The following is an 18875-nucleotide window of genomic DNA, read 5'->3' on the forward strand; positions in this document are numbered from 1 at the left end:
GAAGAAAAAGGAAGACCGTTCGATCTTCCTTGTCTCGTGATTTAGTCAATTACACCACTGATACCGATACGAACACTTGGATCGCCTTGAGATGCTGCTGCAACACCACCTGTAATCGACCAACGTCCGTTGTCTGCAGTTTTACGTAAGGTCACACCTACCGCATTCTCACCACCATGGTATGCCGCACCTGCTGCATAGGTATATTTACCAGGAATATATGGTGCTGATTCAAGTGCCATTGCTGCTGCAATACCCGCATTGGCTTTTTTCTCTACATCATCAATCCGGTTATTGGTAATACGGAAAGCGTTGTCTAACTTGTTGCTGACATTGTCAATTTTGCTATTCAATGCTTGATCCGCTTGGTTCAATGCATCGATTGCACCACCGACATTGTTATACTTAGAGTCACCTACATTGTAAGTTGGCGCAGTGAAGCTACCCGTAATGTTGTCATAACCAGCACCACCGCCAAGATAATTCACAACTGCTTGGTTGGTGGTATTCAATTGGCTACCGTTGACTGCATCTTTTGATGTTGCATTGACTGCGCCATCTTTAACACCTGTCACAACACGGTTACCGTCTGTACCCGCCACACTCACACTTGTACCACCAGTATCTTTCGCAACTGTAACTGTTGCGTCTTTACCTGCTTGTTGAACTAAGCCGACAGTACCATTGTTAATATCATTTTTGATATTGCTGATATCCGTTGAGTTTTGATCAACTTGTTGCTGAACATTCCACAATTGACCGCCATTTACAGCATCTTTAGAACCTTGAGTGACTGCACCATCTTTTACATTGCTAATGGTTGTACCATTTGTACCACCACCAAGTGTGATCTTATCTTTTGATGCATCGTCATATTTAACGGCATTATTGGCAAGCTCATTGACATTGTTATTCACATTGCCAATTGCGCTATCTAACTGCCCTTTATTGACTGCATCTGTAGCATTTACAGCATTTGCCACGTTGGTAATTGTTTTATTACCCGCGTTAATACCTGCCACCGTTACACTTGGTCCACCGGCAATGGTTAATCCTGTGTTGTTTATCACAACCGCATTATTACCAATTGAGATTCCAGCATTATTGAGAACCGTATCACCTGCTTTCACAGAATCAACTGTTAAATCTTTTGCTGTTGATACTTCATAGTTGTCTGAACCATCAGCATTTTTGCTCTTATTCACAACAATATTCTGACCATTAGAAACAGTCGTTTTAGATGTTGTTGCCGCAGAGCCAATGGCTTTATCCAATGCTGTTAAAGCATCACCAACATTCGACTGATTACCTTGTGCAACATTATAGGTTGGCCCAGTAATGGTACCATCAGCATTGACCTTCGCATTACCGCCCAAACCATTTACAAGTGCGTTTTGAGTGGTAACAACTTGGTTACCAACAGCTTTTAACTGTGCTACGTTTACAGCATCAGCATCTGCGCTACCCGCTGCAACACCTGTAATTTGACGATAAATACCGCTTGCCGCATCACCAACAGCTACTGCACCAGTTGTTGATGTTGTATTGCTAATCGCTGTTTTGTCTGCACTTGTTGCAGCTGACAGCGCATAACCTGCAACACCTGCACCAGTTGTCGCCGCTGAGCCATTGCCTAACACAACTGAACCAGCAACTGTTTTGGTCACATTGTTTCCAAGTACAAACGTATCATCTGTAAGCACTTGGTTATTATTACCTACAGAATAACTGTTCGCACCATCAACAATGGTCGGGTCACCAATCGCACCAGAATGGTTGCCTTTCACTTTATTGCCCGTACCAATACTGATTGATTGTGTACCTAATGCCTCAGCACCTTGACCAATAGCAATGGATTGTTTGCCCTCAGCTTTTGTATTGTGACCTAATGCAACAGCACTATCTGCACCCGTTGCCACAATTGCATTTACACCAATCGCTGTAGAGTTTAAACCACCCGCACTTGAGTCATTGGTTGTACCTAAATCACCTTTCGACATATCGGCATTGGTATGGAAGAACTTAATACCATTAGTATTCATCTTCTGTACTGTTTGACCAATCGTCAAGCGATCTGTGGTTTCTTGACCTTGCTTATCGTAAGTTAAGAACAATGAATCTTGGTTCTTATTGTCAGGTTTTGTATTTACAACTTGATCAATAATATTCACTTTGTTGCCATTACCATCTACAACTTCAGTGATGTTTTTCGTGACAGCTTGCTTCAATTGCTCTTCAGTCGCTGCTCTACCTTTAGTCGCAAAATCACTTGCTCTTAAGTCAGTATTACTTAAGCCTTCGATTGTATTGCTGGCTTTATTTACAACAACATTACCTACAGTCACTTTGTCGAAGTTTACATCTTTCGCTGTTGCAACTTGATAGTTACTTGAACCATCTGCATTGGTACCAGCAGTCACTACAACATTGTCTCCTGCCGTAACTGTGGTCTTCGCTTTGGTTGCTGAATCTTTAATGCTGTTGATTGCACCATCAATTGTGTTTGAACCCGTGCCACCAATGTTGCTTGTCGTAATGATGCCAGTCGTTGCATCTCTCGTGGTCAAACCGCCAATTGCATTTTTCAGACTATTACCAACATCATACAATTGACTACCGTTGATCGCATCAGTTGATGTTGCGTTAATAGCGCCTGCTTTAACATTGGTGATTGTTGTTCCACCTGTACCTGCAAGGGTTACGCTATCGTAGTTTGCACTACCATCAGCATTCTTGTCGTACTTCACTGCAAACTTATCAGTTTCACCTTGCGATGCATTGAGAGTATTGATCGCTTTGTTAATGCTGGTTTCTGTGTTGCCACTACCATCTTTCACTGTCAACGCTGTGTTATCTAAACCTACAATCGTATTGCCTGAACCATCTTTAACTGAGATACCATCTTTACCGATCACTGTAGAACCATTTGTACCGTTGGTGCCATCATTCACTGTAATGCCAGTTAAGTTATTGAGGTTTTTATTTAACTCAATCGCAACTTGACCATTTGCAACCTTCGTAGTGATGTTGCTATCTGCACCAACAACTTCAACCGCTTCGCCTAGGTTCTTCTGAACTTTAGCGCCATCTGCTGCTTGTAATGCAAAGCCTTTACTGGTCGCTGCATTAGTCGCGTCAACAACTGCATTGTTCAAATCACCAGCGTTAACACCTTTACTCGCATTGGCCTCTTTAGTGTAGTCACCCGCACTCGCAACATTGTTTAAGCTTGTACCACCTGTTGTGGTGATCTTGCCTGTCGTTGCATCTTTAGTACTACTTGAAGCACTACCTGCTAATGTGATGTTGTTATAGTTTGCACTACCATCAGCATTCTTGTCGTACTTCACTGCAAACTTATCAGTTTCACCTTGCGATGCATTAAGAGTATTGATCGCTTTGTTAATGCTGGTTTCTGTGTTGCCACTACCATCTTTCACTGTCAACGCTGTGTTATCTACACCTACAATCGTATTGCCTGAACCATCTTTAACCGAGATACCATCTTTACCGATCACTGTAGAACCATTTGTACCATTGGTGCCATCGTTCACTGTAATGCCAGTTAAGTTATTGAGGTTTTTATTTAACTCAATCGCAACTTGACCATTTGCAACCTTCGTAGTGATGTTGCTATCTGCACCAACAACTTCAACCGCTTCGCCTAGGTTCTTCTGAACTTTAGCGCCATCTGCTGCTTGTAATGCAAAGCCTTTACTGGTCGCTGCATTAGTCGCGTCAACAACTGCATTGTTCAAATCACCAGCGTTAACACCTTTACTCGCATTGGCCTCTTTAGTGTAGTCACCCGCACTCGCAACATTGTTTAAGCTTGTACCACCTGTTGTGGTGATCTTGCCTGTCGTTGCATCTTTAGTACTACTTGAAGCACTACCTGCTAATGTGATGTTGTTATAGTTTGCACTACCATCAGCATTCTTGTCGTACTTCACTGCAAACTTATCAGTTTCACCTTGCGATGCATTAAGAGTATTGATCGCTTTGTTAATGCTGGTTTCTGTGTTGCCACTACCATCTTTCACTGTCAACGCTGTGTTATCTACACCTACAATCGTATTGCCTGAACCATCTTTAACCGAGATACCATCTTTACCGATCACTGTAGAACCATTTGTACCATTGGTTCCATCGTTCACTGTAATGCCAGTTAAGTTATTGAGGTTTTTATTTAACTCAATCGCAACTTGACCATTTGCAACCTTCGTAGTGATGTTGCTATCTGCACCAACAACTTCAACCGCTTCGCCTAGGTTCTTCTGAACTTTAGCGCCATCTGCTGCTTGTAATGCAAAGCCTTTACTAGTCGCTGCATTAGTTGCGTCAACAACTGCATTGTTCAAATCACCAGCGTTAACACCTTTGCTCGCATTGGCCTCTTTAGTGTAGTCACCCGCACTCGCAACATTGTTTAAGCTTGTACCACCTGTTGTGGTGATCTTGCCTGTCGTTGCATCTTTAGTACTACTTGAAGCACTACCTGCTAATGTGATGTTGTTATAGTTTGCACTGCCATCAGCATTCTTGTCGTACTTCACTGCAAACTTATCAGTTTCACCTTGCGATGCATTAAGACTATTGATCGCTTTGTTAATGCTGGTTTCTGTGTTGCCACTACCATCTTTCACTGTCAACGCTGTGTTATCTACACCTGCAATGGTATTGCCTGAGCCATCTTTAACCGAAATACCATCTTTACCGATCACTGTAGAACCATTTGTACCATTGATTCCATCGTTCACTGTAATGCTGGTTAAGTTCAAATCTTTACTTAAAGCAAACGCGACATTGTTACCTGTCTTGGTCGCTGTAAGGTTAGTATCCGCTGGAGTTGCTACACCAATATCAATCGTGTCACCCGCTTTAATCGCACCACTATTCTTACCGTTGGTTTGTAAGTTAAAGCCACCTTTTAAGGTCGTGATGTCAGATGTATTGGTCGCAATATTTGATGTATTCGTTGCGATATTCGACGTATTGGTTGCAATGTCTTTGCTATTCTGAGCTACATTCTGGTTTGTCGTATAAAGCTGACTGCCATTGATTGCATCTGTTGAGTTTGCAGAAACATCACCCGCTTTAACATTTGTCAGCGTTGTACCTGCCGCGCCACCGCCTAAAGTCACTTTATCTTTAGTTGTGGCGTTGTCGTATTTCACTGCCGAATTATCTGTTGCTGTTTGTTGTCCCGCCAAAGCGTCTAATTGACCTTTGTTTACAACATCTTTCGTATCAGTTCCTGCTTCTACACCACTGATCTTGTTGGTTGTTTTATCTATAACAACATTGCCAACCGTCACTTTATCCGCAGTTATACCAGCAGTGTTAATCACTGTGTTACCTGTAGTAATGCTGGTTAAGTTCAAGTCTTTGCTTAAAGCAAACGCAACATTGTTACCTGTCTTGGTTGCGGTAAGGTTGGTATCCGCTGGCGTAGCTACACCAATATCAACCGTGTCACCCGCTTTAATCGCACCACTATTCTTACCGTTAGTTTGTAAGTTAAAGCCACCTTTTAAGGTCGTGATGTCAGATGTATTCGTTGCGATATTCGACGTATTGGTTGCAATGTCTTTGCTATTCTGAGCTACATTCTGGTTTGTCGTATAAAGCTGACTACCATTGATTGCATCTGTTGAGTTTGCAGAAACATCACCCGCTTTAACATTTGTTAGCGTTGTACCTGCAGCACCACCGCCTAAAGTCACTTTATCTTTAGTTGTTGCGTTGTCGTATTTCACTGCCGAATTATCTGTTGCTGTTTGTTGTCCCGCCAAAGCGTCTAATTGACCTTTGTTTACAACATCTTTCGTATCAGTTCCTGCTTCTACACCACTGATCTTGTTGGTTGTTTTATCTATAACAACATTGCCAACCGTCACTTTATCCGCAGTTATACCAGCAGTGTTAATCACTGTGTTACCTGTAGTAATGCTGGTTAAGTTCAAGTCTTTGCTTAAAGCAAACGCAACATTGTTACCTGTCTTGGTTGCGGTAAGGTTGGTATCCGCTGGCGTAGCTACACCAATATCAACCGTGTCACCCGCTTTAATCGCACCACTATTCTTACCGTTAGTTTGTAAGTTAAAGCCACCTTTTAAGGTCGTGATGTCAGATGTATTCGTTGCGATATTCGACGTATTGGTTGCAATGTCTTTGCTATTCTGAGCTACATTCTGGTTTGTCGTATAAAGCTGACTACCATTGATTGCATCTGTTGAGTTTGCAGAAACATCACCCGCTTTAACATTTGTTAGCGTTGTACCTGCAGCACCACCGCCTAAAGTCACTTTATCTTTAGTTGTTGCGTTGTCGTATTTCACTGCCGAATTATCTGTTGCTGTTTGTTGTCCCGCCAAAGCGTCTAATTGACCTTTGTTTACAACATCTTTCGTATCAGTTCCTGCTTCTACACCACTGATCTTGTTGGTTGTTTTATCTATAACAACATTGCCAACCGTCACTTTATCCGCAGTTATACCAGCAGTGTTAATCACTGTGTTACCTGTAGTAATGCTGGTTAAGTTCAAGTCTTTGCTTAAAGCAAACGCAACATTGTTACCTGTCTTGGTTGCGGTAAGGTTGGTATCCGCTGGCGTAGCTACACCAATATCAACCGTGTCACCCGCTTTAATCGCACCACTATTCTTACCGTTAGTTTGTAAGTTAAAGCCACCTTTTAAGGTCGTGATGTCAGATGTATTCGTTGCGATATTCGACGTATTGGTTGCAATGTCTTTGCTATTCTGAGCTACATTCTGGTTTGTCGTATAAAGCTGACTACCATTGATTGCATCTGTTGAGTTTGCAGAAACATCACCCGCTTTAACATTTGTTAGCGTTGTACCTGCAGCACCACCGCCTAAAGTCACTTTATCTTTAGTTGTTGCGTTGTCGTATTTCACTGCCGAATTATCTGTTGCTGTTTGTTGTCCCGCCAAAGCGTCTAATTGACCTTTGTTTACAACATCTTTCGTATCAGTTCCTGCTTCTACACCACTGATCTTGTTGGTTGTTTTATCTATAACAACATTGCCAACTGTCACTTTATCCGCAGTTATACCAGCAGTGTTAATCACTGTATTACCTGTAGTAACGCTGGTTAAGTTCAAGTCTTTGCTTAAAGCAAACGCAACATTGTTACCTGTCTTGGTTGCGGTAAGGTTGGTATCCGCTGGCGTAGCTACACCAATATCAATCGTGTCACCCGCTTTAATCGCACCACTATTCTTACCGTTAGTTTGTAAGTTAAAACCACCTTTTAAGGTGCTGATATCAGACGTATTGGTCGTAATTTGATTACCTTGATTGGTAACAGTGGTATTTAACGTACTAATGTCTGATGTGTTTTTCGCAACATTTTGATTAGTCGTAAATAATTGACCACCATTCACAGCATCTGTTGATGCTGCTGTACTGATATCACCTGCCGCTACATTGGTAATCTTTTTACCACCTGCATTGATCCCAGTCGTTTTATCAACCACCACAGTACCAACAGTCACTTTATCTGCGGTTACACCAGCATTGTTAATCACTGTGTTACCTGTAGTAACGCTGGTTAAGTTCAAGTCTTTGCTTAAAGCAAACGCAACATTGTTACCTGTCTTGGTTGCGGTAAGGTTAGTATCTGCTGGCGTAGCTACACCAATATCGACCGTGTCACCCGCTTTAATCGCACCACTATTCTTACCGTTGGTTTGTAAATTAAAGCCACCTTTTAAGGTGCTGATATCAGATGTATTGGTTGCGATATTCGACGTATTGGTCGTAATTTGATTACCTTGATTGGTAACAGTGGTATTTAACGTACTAATGTCTGATGTGTTTTTCGCAACATTTTGATTAGTCGTAAATAATTGGCCACCATTCACAGCATCTGTTGATGCTGCTGTACTGATATCACCTGCTGCTACATTGGTAATCTTTTTACCACCTGCATTGATCCCAGTCGTTTTATCAACCACCACAGTACCAACAGTCACTTTATCTGCGGTTACACCAGCGTTGTTAATCACGGTATTACCTGTAGTAACGCTGGTTAAGTTCAAGTCTTTGCTTAAAGCAAACGCGACATTATTACCTGTCTTGGTTGCGGTAAGGTTAGTGTCCGCTGGTGTTGCTACACCAATATCAACCGTGTCACCCGCTTTAATCGCACCACTGTTCTTACCGTTAGTTTGTAAGTTAAAACCACCTTTTAATGTACTGATATCAGTACCTTGGTTGGTAACAGTTGTCGTCAAATTACTTACATTTTGATTAGTCGTAAATAATTGACCACCATTCACAGCATCTGTTGATGCTGCTGTACTGATATCACCGGCTGCAACGTTGGTAATCTTTTTACCACCCGCATTGATCCCAGTCGTTTTATCAACCACCACAGTACCAACAGTCACTTTATCCGCTGTTACACCAGCGTTGTTAATCACGGTATTACCTGTAGTAACGCTGGTTAAATTCAAATCTTTGCTTAAAGCAAACGCAACATTATTACCTGTCTTAGTCGCTGTAAGGTTGGTATCCGCTGGCGTAGCTACACCAATATCAACCGTGTCACCTGCTTTAATCGCACCACCGTTCTTACCGTTGGTTTGTAAATTAAAGCCACCTTTTAAGGTGCTGATATCAGATGTATTGGTTGCGATATTCGACGTATTGGTCGTAATTTGATTACCTTGATTGGTAACAGTGGTATTTAACGTACTAATGTCTGATGTGTTTTTCGCAACATTTTGATTAGTCGTAAATAATTGGCCACCATTCACAGCATCTGTTGATGCTGCTGTACTGATATCACCTGCCGCTACATTGGTAATCTTTTTACCACCTGCATTGATCCCAGTCGTTTTATCAACCACCACAGTACCAACAGTCACTTTATCTGCGGTTACACCAGCATTGTTAATCACTGTGTTACCTGTAGTAACGCTGGTTAAGTTCAAGTCTTTGCTTAAAGCAAACGCAACATTGTTACCTGTCTTGGTCGCGGTAAGGTTGGTATCTGATGGCGTAGCTACACCAATATCAACCGTGTCACCCGCTTTAATCGCACCACTACTCTTACCGTTAGTTTGTAAGTTAAAACCACCTTTTAAGGTGCTAATATCAGACGTATTCGTTGTGATTTGATTACCTTGATTCGTAACAGTTGTCGTCAAATTACTTACATTTTGATTCGTCGTAAATAATTGACCACCATTCACAGCATCTGTTGATGCTGCTGTACTGATATCACCTGCTGCTACATTGGTAATCTTTTTACCACCTGCATTGATCCCAGTCGTTTTATCAACCACCACAGTACCAACAGTCACTTTATCTGCGGTTACACCAGCATTGTTAATCACTGTGTTACCTGTAGTAACGCTGGTTAAGTTCAAGTCTTTGCTTAAAGCAAACGCAACATTGTTACCTGTCTTGGTTGCGGTAAGGTTAGTATCTGCTGGCGTAGCTACACCAATATCGACCGTGTCACCCGCTTTAATCGCACCACTGTTCTTACCATTACTTTGTAAGTTAAAACCACCTTTTAATGTACTGATATCAGTACCTTGGTTGGTAACAGTTGTCGTCAAATTACTTACGTTTTGATTGGTTGTAGTTAATTGACCAAAGTTAACGGCATCACCTGTTGCTGCCCCTGCAGCAACATTTGTAATTTTTTGACTGTTTAAATTTGCCCCACCATTTAAATTACTTATACCTGTAACAGTCTGAGTTCCACCTATCGTACTATTTCCTGTAACAGCACTTGCGCCATTTACCTGTAAACCTGTAGAAGTCACTGTTCCTGCAAAGTTGGGAGCATCCGCTATTTGTATTGCAATTGCACCGTTCTGATCTGTTACCGTTTTAACATTCGCACCGCTATAAGTACCAGCTGTTGTTGCTGTTCCACTAATTGCAATACTATCTCCAAGCTTACGATTAATATCTGTCGTATCGCCCGATTTTCTAGCATTTCCAGTGAATGTTATGGCTTTATTTGCTTGTGTGCTTACAGTATCAAGTTGACCTTTATTGACGGCTTGATCAGCTGTAGTGGCATTAGCAACATTATTAATCGTAGTGTTAGCTGCATTGATGCCACCACTCGTAACACTTGGACCGCCTGTAATTGTTAAGCCACTATTATCTAACTTACTATTTCCAGTCGTAACAGTTGTAAATGTTGGTGTTGCACTTGTAGCAACTGAATACGAGATTGAACCATCGGCAGCTGTTGTAGGCGTAACAACAATATTTGAACCACCTGTAACACTTCGTTGAGTCGCTTTAATTGCGTCATCAATTGTTGTTTTACCCGTTCCACCAATATTAGTTGGGGCGGTGTAAGTGTTAGTTACAGGATCATAAGCAGCATTTCCACCTAGAACATTTTTTAGATTTGTATGCGCATCATCATATGCTTTATCTAATTGTGCGACTGTAACCGCATCTGATGCAGCAGAACCGTCAGCTACATTCTGAATACGACGGTTGCCTGTTACAGTACCATTACCTACAGATACAGCCCCTACAGTAGGAGCAGTCTGTGATGTTAAAAATCCTGTTCCAGTAATAGCTGTCGTTGTAGAACCATTACCCAAAGCAACACTATTATCAATACTGGCTACCGCAGCAGTACCCAATGCAGTCGAGGCAAGACCTGTGGCTTGAGCACCATTCCCCAATGCAGTACTATTTGTGTTATTTGCAGTTGCAGCATTACCGAGTGCAGTCGAGTTAGCCCCTGTGGCTTGAGCACCAGGACCCACCCCTACAGCAAAAGAACCTGCCTGGGTATTTCTTCCCATAGCCACACCACCAACCGCAACACCACTATTTGCAGTTACTGTCGCTCCTCCACCAATCGCGATTGCATAGTTATTACCACCAGCATTAGAATTATCACCAATTGCAATCTGTGCGAATGTAGTCGTTTTTGCGCCATTACCTAAAGCGATCTGACCGCCTGTTCCTGCTGGATTGCCACTAGTAAGGTTACTATTACTCGCATTTGTACCAATCGCAATATTATTCAGAGATTCAGTACCAACAGCACCTGTAAAAGCATTTTTACCAATTGCAATCGTACCCGTATTAGTTGCCCTAGATTGACCACCAATAGCAATACTATCTGTACCAGTAGACTGTGCGCCTCTAGTGGCATTACCACCAATAGCCACAGAGCCACTACCAGAAGCGGTAACAGCATTTGCAACAGATACAACATTTCCTGAAGCAGTACCTGTAGCCGTTCCACCTAATGCTACAGCATTTTGTCCTGTTGACTGGCTGCCTTCACCAAGTGCAGTACTACCTACCCCTGTTGCTCGACTCTCTACACCCACAGCCGTGCCAAAAGCATTAGCTTGGCTATTATGACCGATAGCTGTTCCTGCATTACCTGTAACTTCTGAAAACGCTCCATATGCAGTTACAGCCGAAAGACCATTACCTTTAGCATTACAACCAGCAACAGTAGAGTATGTACCAGAACCATCCGTTGCCTGGCCACCAGTCGTTCCAGGATTTATAGTACCGACAATCCCATTAGAGCCAGTTATACAATTATTTGAATCTGTGTTTATAACATTCGCAGTTACATCGGATGAAAAAGTGATCATCAAGCTAACTGTTGCTGCCCCGACAATTCCCGTTACTTTAGATGACTTGGTTTTCCCTTTTGCCAATTCAGAAACTGCAACCCATGCCGACAAAGTCGCATTCCAAATCACTTTGTAGATCTTATTCATATTACTTTTCCTTTAGGAGGTGCATTACAGCCGCTGATTTCGCATCAATAACGCATATAAAATGTACAATTTTTTTTATTTAACAATTTACATACATTTAAAGCAATAGAAAAATTGAGATATATTTCACTTATTTTGTTTTTTTAAACACATGGTCTAAACTTTTAAATAAAAAGCAAAATAATCACACATTTTATAATTTTTATACCTATAAATCAGCAATTTATACACCAATCAAAAAACATTAAGATTTATTAAATACATATTGTTCTTAAATTGAGCATGTGACAAAATTTGTCACATTTAACAAAATAATGTGAGACTTAGTTTACATTTGACATATTGTTAAATTTCGATTAACTGCCTATGCTTATTCAGTTAACAATTTTTTATTGCGTAATAGGTCACAATAATTCTAGTTTAAATCTCTAAATCATCTGTTTGTTTAGATTAAGTTAAAAATAAGACCTATTTCTATCAATTTAAAGTGAAAAATTTTATATAAAAAAGTGATATTTATTTTAAAAATGAATGTTGGTTAATTTAGATTTACGCGAATTTTAAGAGTGCTGTAAAAGACATCTTCTGACTATTTCCAAACCAGATAGGTGATCAGAACAAAATATACAATTGATCGTATTTTATTTTTTACATAGAAAAACCCGTATTTTCATTTGAAAACGCCACCGTATAATCAGGTTTGCTATAATTCAATTTAAAATTTAATCTGAGCATAACCTTTGAAGATCATTTTTGCAGGTACACCCGAATTTGCAGCTTCTGCTTTAGCAGCACTCATTGAAACTGATCACGAAATTGTGGCTGTGTATACTCAACCCGACCGTAAATCAGGTCGTGGACAAAAAATGACAGCTTCAGCCGTGAAACAACTTGCACTCGCAAACAACTTACCCGTCTATCAACCTCTTCATTTCAAAGCATCGACAGACGAAGGCTTAGCGGCTCAACAAGAATTAGCAGCTTTGGGTGCAGATATAATGGTGGTTGCGGCTTATGGTTTAATTTTGCCTCAAGCCGTATTAGATACACCGCGCTATGGTTGTTTAAATATTCATGGTTCTTTGCTACCACGTTGGCGTGGTGCTGCTCCGATTCAGCGTGCCATTGCAACAGGTGACACTGAAACCGGAGTAACAATCATGAAAATGGCGGCTGGACTAGATACAGGTGATATGATCTTTAAAACAGTGTGCCCAATCACAGCGGAAGAAACCTCAGCGACTTTATATGACAAACTTGCGATCCAAGGCGCTGAAGCAATTTGTGTGGTATTAGAGTCAGAACAAAAATTACAACAATATTTAGATGCACGTGAAGTGCAAGATGAACAATTTACGGTATATGCACATAAACTCACAAAAGCTGAAGCGCAAATTGATTGGACTAAATCAGCAGTTGAACTTGATCGTAATATTCGGGCATTCAATCCTTGGCCAGTCGCATTTACACCAATAGATGAAAGCAATAATTTACGTGTGTGGAATTCTCAAATTTCAGACCTTACAGCCAATGGTGAAGCACCCGGAACCATTATCGAAATGAACAAACAAGGTGTACATGTGCTGTGTGGAGATGGTGTGATTTGTCTGACTAGCCTACAATGGCCAGGTGGCAAAGCCATTAACCCTGTACAAATTATACAAAGCCATAAACTTTCAGTAGGAAATATATTCGCATGAGCCAAATTCAATCATCTGCAAAAAATTTGAATTTGCGCGCACAAGTGGTCAAAACACTTTTAGCTGTTCAAAATGGACAGTCTTTGGCTTCCGTTTTAAACCAACATATCAATATTGTTTCTGAACGTGATCGTGGTTTATACCATGAGCTTACTTTGGGCTGTTTACGTCAGTGGTATTCTTTAAAAGCAATTACCTTACCCTTGCTCACAAAACCGTTAGACAATGAAGCACTTGAAAGTTGTTTATATTTGGGTTTATACCAGATTTTATGCACCCGTATTCCTGCACATGCGGCGATTTCAGAAACTGTCAATGCAGCGAAACAATTAGGTTTTGAACCGATGAGTGGTTTGGTCAATGCCATCCTTCGTCGTGTTTCACGTGAAACAACTGAGTTTCAAACGGCTTTGAATAATACCCATGGTTTACCAAGCTGGCTGTTCAAACGACTTAAAAAAGATTGGGCTGATCTACTCCCTGAAATCTGTCAAAATTTAAAACAAGTTGCCCCACTAACGCTGCGTGTCAATGAACGTCAAATTAGTCGTGATGAATATCTTGATATTTTAGATGAAGAACAGATTGATGCTCGTCCTTGTACACTTTCAGATGTTGGTATAGTTCTGGAACAAACGGGCAATATTACTCATTTACCTGGCTTTGAAGAAGGCGGGTTTTCTGTTCAAGATGAACATGCTCAATTGTGTGCAACACTGTTACCCAACTTAGATGACAAGGTCATTATCGATGCTTGTGCAGCACCGGGTGGTAAAGCAGCTCATATCTTAGAACGTTTCAATCCTAAAAAATTAATCGCACTTGATCATGATGCTAAACGCTTATTGCGTGTTTCAGAAAACTTGGAACGCCTTGAATTAAATGTTGATGCAACAGTTGAAATCATCACAGCAGATGCTACAACATGGGTGCCTAAAGAATTGGTCGATTGCATCGTATTGGATGCACCATGTTCTGCTATTGGTGTTCTACGTCGTCATCCTGATATTCGCTTATTGCGTCAATCTACAGATATTCAGCAAGTGGTCGATCTGCAAAAGCAAATTTTAAAGCATATGTGGCAGCAGCTTAAAGTTGGCGGAACACTACTTTATATTACCTGCTCAATTCTAAAAGTTGAAAATGAACAGCAGATGGTCGAATTTTTTGCTGAACATGCAGATGCTGAAGAAATCAAGATTGATGCAAACTGGGGAATAGAACAAATTCACGGTCGTCAATTGTTGCCTGAAGCGCATCATGGTGATGGTTTCTATTATTGCCGAATTCAGAAAATGGATTAAAAAATGCATTAAAAAAGCAGGCTAATTCGCCTGCTTTTTTTGACTCAAATTTAAAGGGTATGGTGATCTTTGACTTCTTCCAGAACGTCATCCAGTTCTTCAGGATTTTTCATCAAATGTAGGATCGATAAAATCAACCCACCCCATAAAAATACCATTGAAATAATCATCATCACGATTGCAGAAGTATTCATTTTGACGCTCCTATCGATCTTTCATTTTGCTAAGGACTAAAGCAATAACAGCACAGAAAATCACACTGCCCCAACCAAAGAACATCAACATACTAGAACTATAGGTATCGTATCCATTTTTAATCAAGCTAAAAACGGTCATAGATAAAGTGACCAGCAAAATTAAAGAAGTGATTACGGTTAAAGTGAAATCCCAACCTTTACCAAGCTGCACAGTTGAAATACGATTCACATGATCACGTAATTCCATCAATGCCGAACGTTTAAACCACGCTATCGAAATAATTGACAATAATGCACCGCCAATAATCCCAATATTATTGATAAAGTGATCGACGATATCTACCAGTTTAATCGAGTTCACGCTAGAGAATAAGAAAATTGAAACCAGTGCACTACCACCGCCAATGATGCTTACGGCTTTTTTACGTCCCCATTTTAGCTTGTCTTGCATCGCTGCAATCGGCACTTCAAGGATACTCACCATTGAAGAAATCCCTGCAACAAATAAAGAAGAGAAGAACAGTAAACCGAATAAATCCGCACCAGTCCCTAAACTTGAAATGATTTTAGGGAAAGCAATAAATGCCAAGCCGATACCACCACTGACCACTTGATCTACAGGCTTGCCTGCTGAAAATGCCATAAAGCCCAGTGCCGCGAAGATACCAATACCCGCAAGGATTTCAGTAGACGCATTGGCAAAACCAACGATAAGGCCCGAGCCTGTTAAATTGGTTTTTGGTTTAAGATACGAGGCATAAGTCACCATGATCCCAAAGCCAACAGAGAGTGAAAAGAACGTATGACCAAATGCTGCAAGCCATACTTTATAATCCCACATCGCTGCCCAGTTTGGTGTAAAGAAAGCATTTAAACCTTGAACTGCACCGGGTAAACGCAACGCTTGAATAACAAGAATCGTGAACAGAATAAACAGTAAAGGCATGAAAATTTTATTGGATAATTCAACCCCTTTTTTCACACCACCAAATAAGATGATCAACGTTAATGCCCAGATTCCTACAATTGGCCAAAATAAATGACCAACAAATTGAAAATCAAAACTTGTTGATTTTGAAGTTTGTAAATAGGTATTGAAGAAGAAGTTTTCAGGATCACTTCCCCACAATTGACCTACAGAAAAATAAACATAACTGCCAGCCCATGTCAGTACGCTGGCATAGTACAAACCAATAATGATACAGACACAGACTTGCCACCAACCTAAAGTTTCGCCCCCTTTAAATAAAGCACGATAAGCTTTAGGAGGTGAAGTATTACTTTTATGCCCTGTCGCATAGTCTAAAAATAACAGTGGCAAACCTGCCGTAATAAGTGCAATTAAATATGGAATTAAAAAAGCGCCACCACCGTTTTCATAAGCAATGTAAGGAAAGCGCCAAATATTACCTAAACCGACAGCCGATCCAACAGCTGCGATAATAAAACCTGATCGTGATGTCCAGTTTTCACGAGATTCTGTCATAAAACACCTAATTCTGTAGATGTCCTCAAATGCTGCTTTTTTTCATTGTGATCTGCGAGCAAAAGAAGTACCAATTTTAAATTTTGTTGTTTGAATAAAACAGCACCTTTTGGGTGCTTTGTTATTATTCCAAACCAGTAACTTTGCAAACTTCTCGGTTAAAGTGCATCAACAAAATTACTGTTTAATGTTGTAACAATACTCGTTTTGCAGCGCTTTTTCTGTAATTTGTGTCTATTTTCTCAGGTTTTTTTTACTTTTTATTGCACATGGTTAATTTTTAGCTATTTTGCTTAGAATCGCCTATTTCTAATTGACCGTCTTGGGTAAACGATAATGCCCAATGATTTTATATTCATGCAAAATGTCATTTTCACGTGTTCCAGAACCAATGTTATGAATAACCAAAGGTGTTTTTGACAACATTGTGGTTTTATTTGAAATGATACCAATGTGGGTTAAGCCTTTACCTAAATCCCATGCCACGATATCACCTGCTTGATACTTTTGATCATTCACTTGATAACCTTGACGCTGAAAATAGGTCATGATATTTGGAACCCGTCGATGATCAATATTTCGATCGGTTGCTTTTAAACCCCATTTTTGTGGATATTTTTTAAAATTGGCTTTCATATCTTCATGAATACGTTGTTGCAGATCTATACCTTGATGGCGTAAGGCGCGAATAACCACGTCTGTACATACACCTTTGATCAATGGAACATCACCCATTGGATAAGACAACTGAGTATAAGCAGGATCATAATAAAGTATTTTCAAAATCTGAGAGCGTGCATCATTTACCAGTTTTTCAGATTGAAATGCCCAAATTTGCACACTCTGTAAGCAAAGCAAAACCATTAAAAATAATGAATTGAAAAATTTTATTATCATTTTTTAACTCTATATAAAACTCAAAGAAATAAGGAGCCGTAGCCCCTTAGAATATTAACTTATTGTTTGATCACAAGTAAGCGCTCTTCCTGCATATCACCAATTGCTGACTGGATCCCCTCACGACCTAAACCCGAATCTTTCACGCCACCATATGGCATATTATCAACTCTGAAGGTGGGGATATCATTGATAATTACCCCGCCCACATGTAAATGATCCCATGCATAAAGCATCTTATTGAGATTTTGAGTATATACACCAGCTTGTAAACCAAAGCGACCTTGGTTAATCACTTCGATACCTTTCTCAAATGTTTTATATTTTTCTAAAATTGCCACAGGGCCAAATGCTTCATTTTGATAAATTTCAAGAGATTCATCGACATTTTCAAGCAAAGTTGGCTCGAATAAAACCCCTTTTAAAGTACCACCAATTAAGATTTTCGCACCCTTTTTCTCCGCTTTATCTACCCATTTTTTTAAACGAATCGCTTCTGCCTCTTTGATCATTGGGCCCACTATCGTGGTTTCTACATGTGGATCTGCCGCAGATACTTTTTTCAATTTTGCTAAGATTTTTTTTCTAAATTCTATATAAATATCAGCATGGACTAAAATTCGTTGCACACTAATACACACCTGTCCCGCATGACCATATGCACCACCAATTACTCGATCAATCAATGCATCACTTATTTCTGTATCAGGTTCAATTAAAACAGCTGCATTCCCCCCTAATTCGAGAGTTACTTTTTTGCGACCAGCACGTGCTTTCATATCCCAACCCACTTGATCAGAACCGGTAAAGCTGAGCAGCTTAAAGCGATCATCCGTCACTAACACATCAGCATGTTCTCGTGGGCAAGGCAAAATTGAAAATGCGCCTTTTGGTAAATCTGTTTCAGCCAAAATTTCTGCGATTTTTAATGCGGAAATTGGAGTCAAACTTGCTGGTTTTAATACAAATGGACAACCCGCTGCAATTGCTGGTGCAATTTTATGTGCTGTTAAATTCAAAGGAAAATTAAACGGACTGATCAGAGACACTGCACCAATCGGCACATGTTGTACCATTCCCCGATATGCAGAAGCCGCAGCCGTTACAGCCAAGGGCATTAAATGACCATCATTAATTGTGGAGACTGCATCTGCCGCTAGTTGGAAAGTATTAATCAGCCTTTCAACCTCAGCTGCTGCAGCAAGTTTAGGCTTTCCACCTTCGATAATTAAAATTTGGGTTAATTCTTCACGGAGCTCTTTAAAACGCTGAACACAATGTAACAGTATTTTTTGCTTCTGAAATGGCTTTAAAGCAGCCATTTCTTTCTCTGCTTTCACAGCTGCGTTGATGGCTTTTTCTAAAATTTTTGCGTCCGCTAAAGCCACTTTTGCATAAATTTTCCCCGAAAATTTATCATGAACTTCAAGCCATTGCCCTGATTTAATCGCTTTATTAGCGACATAAAGTGGGAATTCAATCACTGCTTGATCAATAGAATCACTCATCCTACACCCTCGATTTAATCT

At 40.4% G+C, this 18875-nt stretch carries 7 protein-coding genes; 2 read left to right on the forward strand and 5 right to left on the reverse strand.

Annotated elements, in window-relative coordinates; genetic code table 11:
- Positions 1–41: 41 nt before the first annotated feature.
- Complete coding sequence (locus ACQ7EO_RS21230) at positions 42–11762, reverse strand: ESPR-type extended signal peptide-containing protein (protein ID WP_434278634.1); 11721 nt, start codon at positions 11760–11762, stop codon at positions 42–44.
- Between the two features lie 740 nt (positions 11763–12502).
- Here ACQ7EO_RS21230 and fmt point away from each other — a divergent pair.
- Together fmt and rsmB are read left to right on the forward strand one after the other, a co-directional pair.
- Entirely contained in the window at positions 12503–13462 is a 960-nt protein-coding gene (gene fmt, locus ACQ7EO_RS21235; protein ID WP_434278635.1) for a methionyl-tRNA formyltransferase, read from the forward strand.
- Complete coding sequence (gene rsmB / locus ACQ7EO_RS21240) at positions 13459–14766, forward strand: 16S rRNA (cytosine(967)-C(5))-methyltransferase RsmB (RefSeq protein WP_434278636.1); 1308 nt, start codon at positions 13459–13461, stop codon at positions 14764–14766. Before fmt ends, rsmB begins: the two co-directional genes overlap by 4 nt.
- 50 nt (positions 14767–14816) lie before the next feature.
- Here the strand turns inward: rsmB and ACQ7EO_RS21245 are convergent, their stop codons facing one another.
- The 4 genes from ACQ7EO_RS21245 to ACQ7EO_RS21260 all read right to left on the reverse strand — a co-directional run bounded on the left by ACQ7EO_RS21245 (position 14817) and on the right by ACQ7EO_RS21260 (position 18854).
- Positions 14817–14960, reverse strand: a complete 144-nt coding sequence (locus tag ACQ7EO_RS21245; protein WP_004818200.1) for a methionine/alanine import family NSS transporter small subunit — start codon at positions 14958–14960, stop codon at positions 14817–14819.
- Between the two features lie 10 nt (positions 14961–14970).
- Positions 14971–16449 carry a sodium-dependent transporter gene (locus ACQ7EO_RS21250; protein ID WP_034618072.1) on the reverse strand — a complete coding sequence of 493 codons (1479 nt, stop codon included), beginning with the start codon at positions 16447–16449 and terminating at the stop codon, positions 14971–14973.
- Positions 16450–16758: 309 nt separating this feature from the next.
- Entirely contained in the window at positions 16759–17346 is a 588-nt protein-coding gene (locus ACQ7EO_RS21255) for a DUF1287 domain-containing protein (protein ID WP_434278637.1), read from the reverse strand.
- 59 nt (positions 17347–17405) lie between these two features.
- Positions 17406–18854: an aldehyde dehydrogenase family protein gene (locus ACQ7EO_RS21260; protein WP_434278638.1), complete on the reverse strand. Its 1449-nt coding sequence runs from the start codon at positions 18852–18854 to the stop codon at positions 17406–17408.
- Positions 18855–18875 lie beyond the last annotated feature (21 nt).

The sequence above is a fragment of the Acinetobacter sp. CE-15 genome (assembly GCF_051059255.1).
In the GTDB taxonomy this organism is placed as follows: domain Bacteria; phylum Pseudomonadota; class Gammaproteobacteria; order Pseudomonadales; family Moraxellaceae; genus Acinetobacter; species Acinetobacter guillouiae.